The organism is Pigmentiphaga kullae, from assembly GCF_004216695.1.
GTDB lineage: Bacteria > Pseudomonadota > Gammaproteobacteria > Burkholderiales > Burkholderiaceae_B > Pigmentiphaga > Pigmentiphaga kullae.
In genome coordinates, this window is the sequence record NZ_SGXC01000001.1 from 315,694 (window position 1) to 328,908 (window position 13,215).

Annotated in this window: 17 protein-coding genes; all 17 read right to left on the bottom strand. The window is 67.7% G+C overall.

From position 1 onward, the window contains the following. Positions 1 to 139 precede the first annotated feature (139 nt). Positions 140 to 1,300 (bottom strand): ABC transporter substrate-binding protein, encoded by a 1,161-nt coding sequence (locus tag EV675_RS01555; protein WP_130355682.1) that lies wholly within the window; start codon positions 1,298 to 1,300, stop codon positions 140 to 142. Between the two features lie 76 nt (positions 1,301 to 1,376). Continuing rightward, positions 1,377 to 2,141: a twin-arginine translocase subunit TatC gene (gene tatC / locus EV675_RS01560; protein WP_130355683.1), complete on the bottom strand. Its 765-nt coding sequence runs from the start codon at positions 2,139 to 2,141 to the stop codon at positions 1,377 to 1,379. Then, complete coding sequence (gene tatB, locus EV675_RS01565) at positions 2,138 to 2,701, bottom strand: Sec-independent protein translocase protein TatB (protein WP_130355684.1); 564 nt, start codon at positions 2,699 to 2,701, stop codon at positions 2,138 to 2,140. The genes tatC and tatB overlap by 4 nt, the downstream gene beginning before the upstream one ends. Positions 2,702 to 2,862: 161 nt before the next feature. Beyond that, on the bottom strand, positions 2,863 to 3,102 hold the full coding sequence (gene tatA / locus EV675_RS01570; RefSeq protein ID WP_087838604.1) for a Sec-independent protein translocase subunit TatA: 240 nt from the start codon (positions 3,100 to 3,102) through the stop codon (positions 2,863 to 2,865). 60 nt (positions 3,103 to 3,162) lie between these two features. Beyond that, positions 3,163 to 3,516: a histidine triad nucleotide-binding protein gene (locus EV675_RS01575; RefSeq protein ID WP_087838605.1), complete on the bottom strand. Its 354-nt coding sequence runs from the start codon at positions 3,514 to 3,516 to the stop codon at positions 3,163 to 3,165. Between the two features lies 1 nt (position 3,517). Then, positions 3,518 to 3,859 (bottom strand): phosphoribosyl-ATP diphosphatase, encoded by a 342-nt coding sequence (locus tag EV675_RS01580; RefSeq protein ID WP_124691502.1) that lies wholly within the window; start codon positions 3,857 to 3,859, stop codon positions 3,518 to 3,520. Beyond that, positions 3,856 to 4,281 (bottom strand): phosphoribosyl-AMP cyclohydrolase, encoded by a 426-nt coding sequence (gene hisI / locus EV675_RS01585; protein WP_130355685.1) that lies wholly within the window; start codon positions 4,279 to 4,281, stop codon positions 3,856 to 3,858. Before hisI ends, EV675_RS01580 begins: the two co-directional genes overlap by 4 nt. Then, positions 4,281 to 5,060, bottom strand: coding sequence for an imidazole glycerol phosphate synthase subunit HisF (gene hisF / locus EV675_RS01590; RefSeq protein ID WP_124691504.1), 780 nt, complete (start codon positions 5,058 to 5,060; stop codon positions 4,281 to 4,283). Before hisF ends, hisI begins: the two co-directional genes overlap by 1 nt. 178 nt (positions 5,061 to 5,238) lie before the next feature. Continuing rightward, positions 5,239 to 5,991: a 1-(5-phosphoribosyl)-5-[(5-phosphoribosylamino)methylideneamino]imidazole-4-carboxamide isomerase gene (gene hisA / locus EV675_RS01595; RefSeq protein WP_130355686.1), complete on the bottom strand. Its 753-nt coding sequence runs from the start codon at positions 5,989 to 5,991 to the stop codon at positions 5,239 to 5,241. Positions 5,992 to 6,072: 81 nt separating this feature from the next. Beyond that, positions 6,073 to 6,705 (bottom strand): imidazole glycerol phosphate synthase subunit HisH, encoded by a 633-nt coding sequence (gene hisH, locus EV675_RS01600; RefSeq protein WP_124691506.1) that lies wholly within the window; start codon positions 6,703 to 6,705, stop codon positions 6,073 to 6,075. A gap of 83 nt (positions 6,706 to 6,788) precedes the next feature. Further along, positions 6,789 to 7,376 (bottom strand): imidazoleglycerol-phosphate dehydratase HisB, encoded by a 588-nt coding sequence (hisB, locus tag EV675_RS01605; protein WP_087838611.1) that lies wholly within the window; start codon positions 7,374 to 7,376, stop codon positions 6,789 to 6,791. A 38-nt stretch (positions 7,377 to 7,414) separates the two neighbouring features. Beyond that, positions 7,415 to 8,728 carry a histidinol dehydrogenase gene (gene hisD / locus EV675_RS01610; protein WP_130355687.1) on the bottom strand — a complete coding sequence of 438 codons (1,314 nt, stop codon included), beginning with the start codon at positions 8,726 to 8,728 and terminating at the stop codon, positions 7,415 to 7,417. 134 nt (positions 8,729 to 8,862) lie between these two features. Next, positions 8,863 to 9,552: an ATP phosphoribosyltransferase gene (hisG, locus tag EV675_RS01615; protein ID WP_130355688.1), complete on the bottom strand. Its 690-nt coding sequence runs from the start codon at positions 9,550 to 9,552 to the stop codon at positions 8,863 to 8,865. Next, positions 9,549 to 10,829, bottom strand: a complete 1,281-nt coding sequence (murA, locus tag EV675_RS01620) for a UDP-N-acetylglucosamine 1-carboxyvinyltransferase (RefSeq protein WP_130355689.1) — start codon at positions 10,827 to 10,829, stop codon at positions 9,549 to 9,551. Before murA ends, hisG begins: the two co-directional genes overlap by 4 nt. After that, the gene (locus EV675_RS01625; RefSeq protein WP_130357862.1) at positions 10,829 to 11,071 is read right to left on the bottom strand and encodes a BolA family protein; all 243 of its coding nucleotides are present in this window, start codon (positions 11,069 to 11,071) and stop codon (positions 10,829 to 10,831) included. Before EV675_RS01625 ends, murA begins: the two co-directional genes overlap by 1 nt. A 123-nt stretch (positions 11,072 to 11,194) precedes the next feature. Next, positions 11,195 to 12,052 carry an ABC transporter permease gene (locus EV675_RS01630; RefSeq protein ID WP_130355690.1) on the bottom strand — a complete coding sequence of 286 codons (858 nt, stop codon included), beginning with the start codon at positions 12,050 to 12,052 and terminating at the stop codon, positions 11,195 to 11,197. Further along, positions 12,049 to 12,969, bottom strand: coding sequence for an ABC transporter ATP-binding protein (locus EV675_RS01635; RefSeq protein ID WP_242621414.1), 921 nt, complete (start codon positions 12,967 to 12,969; stop codon positions 12,049 to 12,051). Before EV675_RS01635 ends, EV675_RS01630 begins: the two co-directional genes overlap by 4 nt. Positions 12,970 to 13,215: the final 246 nt, after the last annotated feature.

The following is a 13,215-nucleotide window of genomic DNA, read 5'->3' on the forward strand; positions in this document are numbered from 1 at the left end:
CCCAGCTACACCGGCGCTAACTCGCCATCAGAAGAACAACTGGGAAAAACGCCGTCCTGGGCCTGCCTGGTGGTACCCCAGGATGCGGTGGATCCGGCTCTGCCGGTCCACCCGCATCGCCCCCTTGAGGGGGCGCGCGTCAGCGCGTAGGGGGAGGGATCAACCTCCAGGCACCGTTTTCGATGACGACCATCACGCGGGAACGATTGTCCAGGCCGACGTGGTCCGTGGGGCTCATGTTGAACACCCCGTGCGCGCCCGCCACGTTCCTGACGTTTTCCAGCGCGTCGCGCAGGGCCGCGCGGAACTCCGGCGTGCCGGGCTGCGCCTTCTTCAGGGCGGCCGGGACGGCCGCCTCGATCAGCTTGCCGGCATCCCAGGCATGGGCGCCGAAAGTGGACACCGAACCCTTGCCGTAGGTCGCCTCGTACTTCTGCACGTATTCGGTGGCCGAAGCCTTGACCGGATTGTCGGCCGGCAGCTGGGCCGACACCAGCACCGGGCCGGCCGGCAGGAAAGTGCCTTCGATGTCCTTGCCGCCCACGCGCAGGAAGTCGTTGTTGGCGACGCCGTGGGTCTGGTAGTACTTGCCGCGGTAGCCGCGCTCCTTCAGCGTTTTCTGGGGCAGCGCGGCGGGAGTGCCTGCGCCGGCGACCAGCACGGCGTCGGGCTTGGCGGCGATCATCTTCAGCACCTGGCCGGTCACCGACGTATCGGTGCGGTTGTAGCGCTCGTTGGTCAGCACCTTGATGCCGGCCGCCTGGGCCGCCTTCGAGAACTCCTGGTACCAGCCCTCGCCGTAGGCGTCGGCGAAGCCGATGAAGGCCACCGACTTGATCTTCTGGCCCTGCATGTGCTCGACGATGGCCTTGGCCATCTCGGCATCGTTCTGCGGCGTCTTGAAGGCCCAGCGCTTCTTGGCGTCCTGGGGCTCGACGATGGCGGCCGAGGCCGCCATGGAGACCACCGGGGTGCCGGTCTCGGCGGCGACGTCGACCATGGCCAGCGAGTTCGGCGTGATGGTGGAACCGACCATCACGTCTACCTTGTCCTCGGTCACGAAACGACGGGCGTTCTTGACCGCCGTCGTGGTGTCGCTGGCGTCGTCCAGCACGATGTAGTTGACCTTCTGGCCCGCGATGGTCTTGGGCATCAGGGCGAAGGTGTTCTTCTCGGGGATGCCGAGCGAGGCGGCCGGCCCCGTGGCGGACACGTTGACGCCCACCGTGATGTCGGCCTGCGCCGCGGCCGCGAAAACGCCGAGGCCCACGGCCAGGGCCAGTTTTTTCAAGGAAAACATGAGGGTCCCCACTTGTGCTTGTTCTGGAACCGAACCCCTGTCCCGGCGGCGCGGACGGCGCCGGGACACGGCGGGTTCAGACTTTCTCGATCTCGGTCGAATCCGATTCCCGGCTCTTGACGAAACGGGCCGCCACCAGGCCCAGCTCGTAGAGCACGCATAAAGGTACCGCCAACAGGAACTGGCTGACAACATCCGGCGGCGTGACGACGGCCGCCAGCACGAATGCGCCGACGACGACATAGCCGCGCGCCGCGGACAGCTTGGCCACCGTGGTCACCCCGGTCTTGACCAGCAGCACCACCGCCACCGGCACCTCGAAGGTCAGGCCGAAGGCCAGGAACATCGTCATGACGAAGTTCAGGTAGGCCTCGATGTCCGGCGCCGGCGTGATGGACTGCGGCGCGAAGGTGGCGATGAAATGGAAGACGGTCTTGAAGACCACGAAGTAGCAGAAGGCCATCCCGGACAGGAACAGCAAGGTGCTGGACACGATCAGCGGCAGCGCCAGCCGCTTCTCGTGCTGGTAGAGGCCGGGCGCGACGAAGGCCCAGGCCTGGTACAGCACGAAGGGCAGCGCCAGCACGAAGGACGCCAGCAGCGTGACCTTGACCGGCACCATGAAGGGCGTGATCACCCCGGTGGCGATCATGCGCGTACCCGGCGGCAGGGTCGCCAGCATGGGCTGGGCCAGCACGTCGTAGATGGCCGAGGCGCCGGGATAGAGGAACAGCACGATGAACACGGCCACGATCGCGATGATGGCCTTCAACAGGCGGTCGCGCAGCTCCACGAGGTGGGAGATGAAGCTGTCTTCCTGCGATACGTCTTTGTCAGTCACGTTCTTTCGCGTACCGTCGAAGCCTCGGCCGGCTGGCCGGCGGCGGGTTGATTGGCGGACGGCGGCGGGTCCGGCGGAAACAGCGAGCCCTGGGCGAGATCCTGTTCGGACGGGGCCTCCTGGATGGCGGCCGGTTCGACCGCCTGCCCCGCGGAAGGCGCGTCAGCCGCCGGCGCGGCGGCGGCCCCTTCGGCGGGCACGTCCAGCGCGGGCGCCTCGGCGGCCGGCTCCTGCGTCCCGCTGGCCGCGTCCTTGACGTCGCGCGCGGCCCCCTCGACGGTCTGCTGGACCTCGTTGAGGCCCTTGTGCAGCTCCTCCACGTTGGTCTTGACCGTGGTCTCGAGCGAACGGGCGGCGTCTTCCATTTCCTTGCGCAGGTTGCGCAATTCCTCGAGCTCCATCTCGCGGCGGATGTCGCTCTTCACGTCGTTGACGTAGCGCTGCGCCCGGCCCAGCAGGTGGCCGATGGTGCGCGCCACCTTGGGCAGCCGCTCGGGCCCGATGACGATGAGCGCCACCACGCCTATGGTGAGAAGCTCGGTAAAGCTGACGTCGAACATTCAGCGCCTATGGGAACACCCCCTACGCCCTGACGGGCGCCCCCTCAAGGGGGCGGCACTGGCGGACCGGCAGAGCCGGATCCGCGGTGCCCTGGAGTGGGTCGGTTATCTTGGCGCGGGGCGCCTTCGTGTTGATGATGGATCTGGAGGGGAAACCCCTGTCAGGTCCGTTCTTTTTCTTTGGCTTCCACGTCGATGGTGTCGGCGGAGACGCGCTTGGGGTCGGCGGACGTGGTTTCCGGGTTGGAGGCCGCGGCGTCGCCGCCTTCCTTCATCCCTTCCTTGAATCCCTTCACGGCGCCGCCCAGGTCTTGCCCGAGGTTCTTCAGTTTCTTGGTGCCGAAGATCAGAACCACGATCACCAGGACCACCAGCCAGTGCCAAATGCTAAAGCTACCCATTACATGCTCCACGCCTTGCGGCGGAAAATCGTCCAGTCAACAGGGGCGGGATCGCCCGGTTCAGTCGCGCTTCCAGGGGCGGGGACCGCCTATCACGTGGTAGTGCAGGTGCGGCACTTCCTGTCCACCGTCCGCGCCGTTGTTGGCCATCAGACGGAATCCCCCTTCCGGGCCGGGGCGGCAGCCCTGTTCGAGCGCCAGGCGGGGAATCAGAACCTGCATTCTACCCAACAGCGGTACGTCGCTCGCGGCCACGTCCTGCAGCGACGGAACGTGCCGCTTGGGGATGACCAGGAAGTGTACCGGGGCGATGGGATTGATGTCGTGGAAGGCGAAGATCTCGTCGTCTTCGTAGACCTTGCGCGAGGGGATTTCCCCACGCGCGATCTTGCAGAAAATACAGTTGTCGCTCATCTCATTGTTTAGGGGCGTTGCCGGCTCGGGCGGCTTTTTCATCCAAACCCGACAGTCCTTCGCGCCGCGCGAGCTCGGCGACGACCTGTTCGGGACGCAAACCGTAATACTCCAGCATGACGAGGCAATGAAACCAGAGATCGGCTGTCTCGTAAATGATCTTTTCCGGCACGCCGTCCTTGGCCGCCATCACGGTCTCGGTGGCCTCTTCGCCGATCTTCTTCAGGATGCCGTCGGGTCCCTTGCTGAGCAGCCGGGCCACGTAGGACGTCTCGGGCGAGCCGCCCCGGTCGGGACGGCGGCTGGCGATGGTGTCGGCCAGTTGCGCGAGGAAATCGTTCATTTGTAGATGCTCTCCGGGTCCTTCAGGACCGGGTCGGTCTCGACCCAGTGCGCGCCGCCCTCGGTTTCCAGGCGGCGGTAGAAGCAGCGTTCGCGGCCGGTATGGCAGGCGATCCCGCCCACCTGCTCGACCCGCAGCAGCACCACGTCGCCGTCGCAGTCCAGCCGGATCTCGCGCACGCGCTGGACGTGGCCGGATTCCTCGCCCTTGCGCCACAGGCGGTTGCGCGAGCGCGACCAATAGGTGGCATTGCCGGTGCGCAGGGTTTCGCGCAGCGATTCGCGGTTCAGGAAGGCGAACATGATGACCTTGTCGGTCGTGACGTCCTGCGCGATGCCGGGCACCAGGCCGTTGTCGTCGTAGACGATGGCGTCCAGCCAGGCTTCCTGGTCGGCGGAGAGGGTCTGGGGTGCGGTATCCATCAGTCGTCCAGCCTCATGCGTATGCCGCGGTCGGCCATGAAGCGCTTGGCCTCCTGTACCGTGTGCTGCCCATAGTGGAAGATACTGGCGGCCAGCACCGCATCGGCGTGGCCCTCGGTGATGCCGTCCGCCAGGTCCTTGAGCGACCCGACGCCGCCGGAAGCGATGACGGGGATGGCCACGGCGTCGGACACCGCGCGCGTCAGCGCCAGGTCGAAGCCCGACCGGGTGCCGTCGCGGTCCATGCTGGTCAGCAGGATCTCGCCCGCGCCATACTCGGCCATCTTGCGCGCCCATTGCACGGCGTCCAGCCCGGTGGCGTTGCGCCCGCCATGCGTGAAGACTTCCCAGCGCGGCGCCTCGCCCTCGCCCGACACCCGCTTGGCGTCGATGGCGACCACGATGCACTGGGCGCCGTAGCGGCCGGAGGCCTCGCGCACCAGGTCGGGGTTGGTCACGGCCGAGGTGTTGATGCCCACCTTGTCGGCGCCCGCGTTCAACAGCCGGCGCACATCCGCCACCTGCCGCACGCCCCCGCCCACGGTCAGCGGAATGAACACCTGCGAGGCGACCTGCTCGATCACGGACAGGATGATGTCGCGCTGGTCGCTCGACGCCGTGATGTCCAGAAACGTGATCTCGTCCGCGCCCTGGTCGTCATACCGGCGCGCGATCTCCACCGGATCCCCGGCATCGACCAGATTCACGAAATTGATCCCCTTGACCACGCGACCAGCAGTCACGTCCAGACAAGGGATAATACGACGCGTCAACATCACAGAATTCCAAAAACACACGTTGCCGGGCGCAGAATCCCTCCGCCCAGCCACTACGATACGCCCATTCCCAAGAACGCAGCCCACCTTGGGCACCGCGGATCAGCGCGGTTGTTCCCCCAGGATGCGATGGATCCGGCTCCGCCGGTCCACCCGCATCGCCCCCCTGGGGGGGCGCCCGTCAGGGCGTAGGGGGGGTACCTAGTGCATCCGCGCGGGCCTGCGCCGCCTGGAAATCCAGCGTGCCCTCGTAGATGCTGCGGCCCAGGATGGCGCCTTCCACGCCTTCGTCCTCGACGGCGCAGAGCTGCTCGATGTCGGTCAGGTTGGCGATGCCGCCCGAGGCGATGACCGGGATGCGCACGTGCTGGGCCAGCTTGACCGTGGCCTCGACGTTGACGCCCGACAGCATGCCGTCGCGCCCGATGTCGGTGTAGATGATGGACGAGCAGCCGTAGTCCTCGAACTTCTTGGCGAGGTCGGTCACGTCGTGGCCGGTCAGCTTGCTCCAGCCGTCGGTGGCCACCTTGCCGTCCTTGGCGTCCAGGCCGACGATGATCTGGCCGGGGAAGGCGCTGCAGGCGTCATGCAGGAACCCGGGGTTCTTGACCGCCGCGGTGCCGATGATCACGTAGGAAATGCCGTTGTCCAGGTAGCGCTCGATGGTGTCGAGATCGCGGATGCCGCCGCCGATCTGCACCGGGATGTCATCGCCAACGGCGTCGAGGATGGCCTTGATGGAGGCTTCGTTCTTGGGTTTTCCGGCCACGGCGCCGTTCAGGTCCACCAGGTGGAGCCGGCGCGCGCCCTGCTCCAGCCAGTGCGTGGCCATGGCGGCGGGTTCTTCGGAAAACACGGTGGCATCGTCGAGATCGCCCTGGCGCAGGCGGACACAACGACCGTCTTTGAGATCAATCGCGGGAATGAGGAGCATGGCGAATCAGGATGTCGTTCGAATCAGTGGCGCTAACTGGGCTGCGGGACGGAAAAAGGGGGCCTTGTCGGCTAATGGGGCTCACGGGTTCCACCGCACGAAATTCTGGTAGATACGCAGGCCCGCCCCCGCGCTTTTCTCTGGGTGAAACTGAGTTGCGAAGATGTTATCTCTGGCTACCGCGCAGGTAAAGGCGACCCCGTAATCGGATTGACCGGCAATTACCCCTAGATCGGCGGGTGCCACATAGTAGCTGTGCACGAAGTAGAAATAGGTATCGTCGGCCACGCCGTCCCACAGGGGATGGGACAAGGTCTGCCGCACGCGGTTCCAGCCCATGTGGGGCACTTTCAGCCGCTCGGGCCCCTCGAAGGCCGGACCGGCGAAGCGCACGACCTGTCCGTCGAAGATGCCCAGGCCGTCTGCCGGCCCTTCCTCGCTGCGCTGGAACAGCATCTGCTCGCCCACGCACACGCCCAGCAGGGGCTTGCTGCGGGACGCCTCGACCACCGCCTCGCGCAGGCCGGTTTCCTCGAGGTAGCGCATGCAGTCGGGCATCGCACCCTGCCCCGGGAACACGACCCGGTCGGCCGCGCGCACGCCGGCCGCATCGCTGCAGATACGCACTTCGGCCTCGGGCGCGACGTGCTCGAGCGCCCGGGCGACCGAGCGCAGGTTGCCCATGCCGTAGTCGACGATGGCTATGCGCGTCATGTCAGCTCCGCCGGGCCGCCCCAAGGGGCTGACACGCCCCCCCGGGGGGCAGCGAACGTAGTGAGCGTGGGGGCTGTTCTCATCTAGAGCACTCCCTTGGTCGACGGCACGGTGCCGCCGGCGCGCGGGTCGACCTCCAGCGCCATGCGCAGCGCCCGGCCGAAGGCCTTGAACACCGTCTCGCACTGGTGGTGGGCGTTGACGCCCCGCAGGTTGTCGATATGCAGCGTCACCAGGGCATGGTTGACGAAGCCCTGGAAGAATTCGCGCGTCAGGTCGACGTCGAACTGGCCGATCATGGCCCGCGTGAAGGGGACGTGGAACTCCAGGCCGGGCCGGCCGGAGAAATCCACCACCACGCGCGACAGGGCTTCGTCCAGCGGCACGTAGGCGTGGCCGTAGCGGCGGATCCCGGCCTTGTTGCCGACCGCCTTGGCCACGGCCTGGCCGAGCGTGATGCCGACGTCCTCGACCGTGTGGTGGGCGTCGATGTGCAGGTCGCCGTCGGCCACGACGTCGATGTCGATCAGGCCATGGCGCACGATCTGGTCGAGCATGTGGTCCAGGAACGGCACGCCGGTCTGCAGGTTCTGCTTGCCGGTGCCGTCGAGGTTGACGACCGCGCGGATGCGCGTTTCGTTGGTGTTGCGGGTGATCTCGGCGGTACGCATGATCGTTTCCGGATGGTCGGGTTGAATGGGCGGCGGCGTCACGAGGCGCTGCCGTCGTCCAGGCGGTATTCGGCGCTGCGCGCATGCGCCTGCAGCCCTTCGCCATGGGCCAGGGTGGCGGCGACGCGGCCCAGGGTGCGCGCGCCGGCGCCCGAGACCTTGATCAGGCTCGACCGCTTCTGGAAATCGTACACGCCCAGCGGCGACGAGAAGCGCGCCGTGCGGGAGGTCGGCAGCACGTGGTTGGGGCCGGCGCAGTAGTCGCCCAGCGACTCCGAGCTGTGCGTGCCCATGAAGATCGCGCCGGCGTGGCGGATCAGGTCGGCCCAGCGCTCGGGCTCGGCGGTGGAGATTTCCAGGTGCTCGGGCGCGATGTCGTTGGCGATGGCGCAGGCCTCTTCCAGGTCGCGCACCAGGATCAGCGCACCGCGGTTGGCCAGGCTGGTGCGGATGATCTGCGCGCGCGGCATCGTCGGCAGCAGCCGGGCGATGGCGGCCTCGACCTGGGCGATGTAGCCGGCGTCGGGGCACAGCAGGATGGCCTGGGCCAGTTCGTCGTGCTCGGCCTGCGAGAAAAGATCCATGGCGATCCAGTCGGCCGGCGTGTTGCCGTCGCAGATGACCAGGATCTCGCTGGGGCCGGCGATCATGTCTATGCCCACCGTCCCGTACACGCGCCGCTTGGCGGCGGCGACATAGGCGTTGCCCGGCCCCACGATCTTGTCGACCGGGGCGATGGACGGCGTGCCGTAGGCCAGCGCGCCCACCGCCTGGGCGCCGCCGATGGCGATCGCGCGGTCGACGCCGGCGATGGCGGCGGCGGCCAGCACCATGGGATTGCGCACGCCGTCGGGCGTGGGCGTGACCATGACGACCTCGCCCACGCCGGCCACCTTGGCCGGGATGGCGTTCATCAGCAGCGACGACGGGTAGGCCGCCTTGCCGCCGGGCACGTACAGGCCCACGCGGTCGAGCGGGGTGACCTTCTGCCCCAGCACGGTGCCGTCGGGCTCGGTGTAGGTCCAGGTTTCGGTCCGCTGGCGCTCGTGGTAGCTGCGGATGCGGTCGGCGGCGGCTTCCAGGGCGGCGCGCTGCTCGCGCGGCAGCGCCTCCAGGGCCGCGGCCCAGTCGGCGCGGGGGATGTCCAGTTCGCGGATGGACGCGGCCTGGACTCGATCGAAGCGGTGGGTGTATTCGAGCACCGCGCCGTCGCCGCGGGTGCGGACGTCCAGCAGGATGTCGGCCACGGCGCGTTCGATGGACGCGTCCTCGGACGCTTCGAAGGCCAGCAGCGCGTGCAGGCGGGTTCGGAAGTCGTCGCTACGGGTATCGAGTCGGTTGATGAGGGACATACGCTAGCTCTGCAAAATCGGTTTCCGGAAGGCAGCCCTGCCCCGCGCCGGCGGCGCGTTGGCGATGGACGATGCAGCCTCTGCATGGCGCGGCGGGCTGGCCGCGCGGCGAGCGCCCCGCGGAGGTCGCCAGGTCAGGCCGGCATGGCCAGGCTGGCGCGCGCGAAGGCGTCGATCAGAGGCTGCAGCCGGTGTCGCCGGGTCTTCAGGGCCGCCTGGTTGACCACCAGGCGCGACGATATGTCCATGATATCTTCGACCGCGACGAGGTTGTTGGCCCGCAATGTCCCACCGGTGGACACCAGGTCGACGATCACGTCGGCCAGCCCCACCAGCGGCGCGAGCTCCATCGACCCGTACAGCTTGATCAGGTCGACGTGCACCCCTTTCGCGGCGAAATGCTCGCGCGCGGCCTGCACGTACTTGGTCGCCACGCGCAGGCGGGCGCCCTGGCGCACCGCGCTGGCGTAGTCGAAACCCTCGGGCACGGCCACGCACAGCCGGCACTTGCCGATGCGCAGGTCCACGGGCTGATACAGGCCGCCCGGATGCTGGGCCGCGTGCTCGATCAACACATCCTTGCCGGCCACCCCCAGATCGGCGGCGCCGTACTGGACATAGGTGGGGACATCCGAGGCGCGCACAATGATGATGCGCACGCCGGGGTCGCTGGTCGGCAGGATCAGCTTGCGGGACTTCTCCGGGTCCTCGGCCGCCGTGATGCCGGCCTCGGCCAGCAGGGGCATGGTCTCGGTGAAGATGCGGCCCTTGGACAGCGCCAGCGTGATGGGCGTGTTCGGATCGGCCGGGGCGAAGGCGCTCATCGTGCCTGCCCTCCGGATCCGCCCACGCGGCGGATGTCGGCGCCCAGCTGCAACAGCTTGCGCTCCATCTGCTCGTAGCCGCGGTCCAGGTGATAGATGCGGTCGATCGTGGTCAGGCCGTCGGCGACCAGGCCGGCGATGACCAGGCTGGCCGAGGCCCGCAGGTCGGTCGCCATGACGGTGGCGCCCGACAGGTTCGCCACGCCCTTGACCACGGCCGTGTGGCCGTCGATCTCGATGTCCGCTCCCAGCCGGCGCAGTTCCTGCACGTGCATGTAGCGGTTCTCGAAGATGGTCTCGGTGATGACCGCGGTGCCTTCGGCGATGGCATTCAGGGCCATCAGCTGGGCCTGCATGTCGGTCGCGAAACCGGGATATTCCAGGGTGCGGAAGCCCACCGCGCGCGGCCGGCCATTCATGCCCGCCTCGATCCAGTCGGGGCCGCACTCGATGGCCAGTCCGGCCTCGGCCAGCTTGTCCAGCGTGGCGCCCATGCTGGCCGGATCGGCATTGCGCAGCACGATCTTCCCGCCCGCCGCGCCCACCGCGCACAGGAACGTGCCGGCCTCGATGCGGTCCGGCATGACCCGGTGGGTGGTGCCGTGCAGCCGGGACACGCCCTCGATCACGATGCGGTCCGTGCCATGGCCGCTGATGCGGGCGCCCATCTTGATCAGCAATTCCGCCAGGTCGACGATCTCGGGTTCGCGCGCGGCGTTCTCGAGCACCGTCAGCCCGTCGGCCAGCACGGCCGCCATCATCAGGTTCTCGGTGCCGGTCACCGTGATCACGTCGGTGCGGATGGTGGCGCCCTTCAGGCGCTTGGCCCGCGCCACGACGAAGCCGTGCTCGATGCTGATCTCGGCCCCCATGGCCGCCAGCCCCTTGATGTGCTGGTCGATGGGACGCTGGCCGATGGCGCAGCCGCCGGGCAGGCTGACCCGGGCCTCGCCGAAGCGAGCGAGCAGCGGGCCCAGCACCAGGATCGAAGCGCGCATGGTCTTGACCAGCTCGTACGGCGCTTCCAGCGACTCGACGCGGCTGGCCTCCAGCACCACCCGGTCGCCCGGCTGGCTGGCGCGCTCGGCCTTCACGCCCAGCTGGCGCAAGAGGCGCAGCGTGGTGCCGATGTCGTTGAGCTGGGGCACGTTCTCGAGCGTGACCGTATCGGCGGTCAGCAGCGCGGCGCACAGGCAAGGCAGCGCGGCGTTCTTCGCGCCGGACACCTCGACCTCGCCGCGCAGGGGGCGACCGCCGGTGATCTGCAGCTTATCCATCAATTGCCCGCCTTGAATTCCTGGGGAGTGAGGGTGCGCATCGACAAGGCATGGATTTCTTCCCGCATGCGCTCGCCCAGCGCGGCATAGACCAGCTGATGCCGCGCGATGGGGCGCTTGCCCGCGAACTCGGCGCTGACGATGACCGCCTCGAAGTGCTGGCCGTCGCCCTGCACGTCGACATGTTCACAGGGCAGCCCATCGACGATGTATTGCCGGACCTGCTCGGGAGAAGGAAGCATGGTGCTCATCTCAGTTATCCATAACGCCGCGCCCGACCCAGGGCACCGCGGATCCGGCTCTGCCGGTCCGCCAGTGCCGCCCCCTGGGGGGCGCGCGTCAGCGCGTAGGGGGGGGCTTTCATCTCAGTAACGCAGTTTGTAGCCGGTGGACAACAGGCGCAGCGCGAACCCGGCCACCACCAGGAACGTCCCCGCGACCACCGCCAGGCTGTGCCAGGGCGTGACGTCGGAGACCCCGAAAAATCCGTAGCGGAAGCCGTCTATGGTGTAGAAGATCGGATTCCAGTGCGACACCGCCTGCCAGAACGGCGGCAGCGAGTGCACGGAATAGAATACCCCGGACAGGAAAGTTGCCGGCATGATCAGGAAATTCTGGAAAGCCGCCATCTGGTCGAACTTCTCGGCCCAGATCCCGGCGACCAGCCCCAGCACCCCCATGATGCCGCTGCCCAGCACGGCGAACACCAGCATCCACAGCGGTTCGGCGAAATGCGGCGCGGCGAAGAACAGCGACACCGCGTAGATCCCCAGCCCGACGAACAGGGCGCGCACGATGGCCGCCAGCACGTAGGCACAGAAGACTTCCCAGTGGGTCAGCGGCGGCAGCAGCATGAAGACCAGGTTGCCGGTGACGCGGCTTTGCATCAGCGACGACGAGGAATTGGCGAACGCGTTCTGCAGCATGCTCATCATCATGAGCCCGGGGATCAGGAAGGCCGTGTACGGCACGGTGCCGTACACCGTGACGCGCCCCTCCAGCACGTGGGCGAAGATCAGCAGGTACAGCACCGCCGTCATCACCGGCGCGCCCACGGTCTGGAAGCCCACCTTCCAGAAGCGCAGCATTTCCTTGTAGAACAGCGTCAGGAAGCCGGAGCCCGCGTTCAGGTTGGGCTGCAGGCCGACGAAGCCAGCCGGCTTGGCGGGCTCGGAACCGGTGGTGGTAACGCCGCCCTCGGGCGGCCGTGCGACGACGCTCATGCCGCCTTCTCCAGCGACGCCGAGGCGGAGTCCCCGTGCATGATGTTCAGGAAAGCATCCTCGAGGTCGGCGGGCAGCACTTCGATGCCTTCGATGGCGCCTCCCGCCGTGCGGACCTGCGCCAGCAGGGACTCCAGTTCCGTGCTGGTGTCCAGGCGCAGCACCGCCCGGTTGCCCTGGCGCTGCACCAGCCGCTCGTCCAGCGCGCGGCTCTTGCCCGCGGGCCAGCCCGACGCCCCCATGTGCAGCACCAGGCGCGAGCCGCCGACCTTGGCCAGCAGCGCCCGCGTGGTGTCCAGCGCCACGATGCGGCCGGCCTTGAGCATGGCGATGCGGCCGCACAGCTCCTCGGCTTCTTCCAGGTAGTGGGTGGTGAGCAGGATGGTGTGGCCCATGCGGTTCAGGCGCGAGATGAACTGCCACAGCGTGCGCCGCAGGTCCACATCCACGCCGGCGGTGGGTTCGTCCAGCACGATCACCGGCGGCCGGTGCACCAGCGCCTGCGCCACCAGCACCCGCCGTTTCATGCCGCCCGACAGGGCGCGCATGTTGTCGTCGGCCTTGGAGGTCAGGCCCAGGTTTTCCAGGATCTCGTCGATCCAGTCATCGTTGTTGCGCAGCCCGAAATAGCCCGACTGGATGCGCAGCGTCTCGCGCACGGTGAAGAACGGGTCGAACACCAGTTCCTGCGGCACCACGCCCAGCGCCCGCCGGGAGGCGCGGAACTGGGACACGACGTCGTAGCCGCAGATGGACACCTGGCCCGTGGTCGCGCGCGACAGCCCCGCCAGGATCGCGATCAGCGAGGTCTTGCCCGCGCCGTTCGGCCCCAGCAGCCCGAAGAACTCGCCCTGGGCGATGTCCAGGCTGACATCGTTCAGCGCCTGGAACCCATCCACCACCTGGCCAGCGCCCATGCGCCGCCACAGGCTGGTCTGCCTGGGGTACACCTTGGAAACATGCTCGATGCGAACGGCGGATGACATGGCTTGATCAGAAAACACTACCGCGCCGACATGGGCCCGCAGGCCCCAAAAAGCGCAAATCCCGGCAAACGCCGGGCAATTCCCCATTATAGAGGATGGTCGGAAACAGCAAGAGCTGACTGCCCGGCCTACCCCAGGGCACAGCGGATCCGGCTTTGCCGGTCCGCCAGTGCCGCC

Coding starts and splice junctions, on each gene's coding strand:
- EV675_RS01575 (WP_087838605.1), bottom strand. CDS start 3,516: ATGAGCGACAACTGTATTTTCTGCAAGATCGCGCGTGGGGAAATCCCC.
- EV675_RS01580 (WP_124691502.1), bottom strand. CDS start 3,859: ATGAACGATTTCCTCGCGCAACTGGCCGACACCATCGCCAGCCGCCGT.
- EV675_RS01630 (WP_130355690.1), bottom strand. CDS start 12,052: ATGAGCGTCGTCGCACGGCCGCCCGAGGGCGGCGTTACCACCACCGGT.
- EV675_RS01555 (WP_130355682.1), bottom strand. CDS start 1,300: ATGTTTTCCTTGAAAAAACTGGCCCTGGCCGTGGGCCTCGGCGTTTTC.
- murA (WP_130355689.1), bottom strand. CDS start 10,829: ATGGATAAGCTGCAGATCACCGGCGGTCGCCCCCTGCGCGGCGAGGTC.
- hisI (WP_130355685.1), bottom strand. CDS start 4,281: ATGGATACCGCACCCCAGACCCTCTCCGCCGACCAGGAAGCCTGGCTG.
- hisG (WP_130355688.1), bottom strand. CDS start 9,552: ATGAGCGCCTTCGCCCCGGCCGATCCGAACACGCCCATCACGCTGGCG.
- hisA (WP_130355686.1), bottom strand. CDS start 5,991: ATGCTCCTCATTCCCGCGATTGATCTCAAAGACGGTCGTTGTGTCCGC.
- hisD (WP_130355687.1), bottom strand. CDS start 8,728: ATGTCCCTCATCAACCGACTCGATACCCGTAGCGACGACTTCCGAACC.
- EV675_RS01625 (WP_130357862.1), bottom strand. CDS start 11,071: ATGCTTCCTTCTCCCGAGCAGGTCCGGCAATACATCGTCGATGGGCTG.
- hisB (WP_087838611.1), bottom strand. CDS start 7,376: ATGCGTACCGCCGAGATCACCCGCAACACCAACGAAACGCGCATCCGC.
- hisH (WP_124691506.1), bottom strand. CDS start 6,705: ATGACGCGCATAGCCATCGTCGACTACGGCATGGGCAACCTGCGCTCG.
- tatA (WP_087838604.1), bottom strand. CDS start 3,102: ATGGGTAGCTTTAGCATTTGGCACTGGCTGGTGGTCCTGGTGATCGTG.
- EV675_RS01635 (WP_242621414.1), bottom strand. CDS start 12,969: ATGGGCGCTGGCCAGGTGGTGGATGGGTTCCAGGCGCTGAACGATGTC.
- tatB (WP_130355684.1), bottom strand. CDS start 2,701: ATGTTCGACGTCAGCTTTACCGAGCTTCTCACCATAGGCGTGGTGGCG.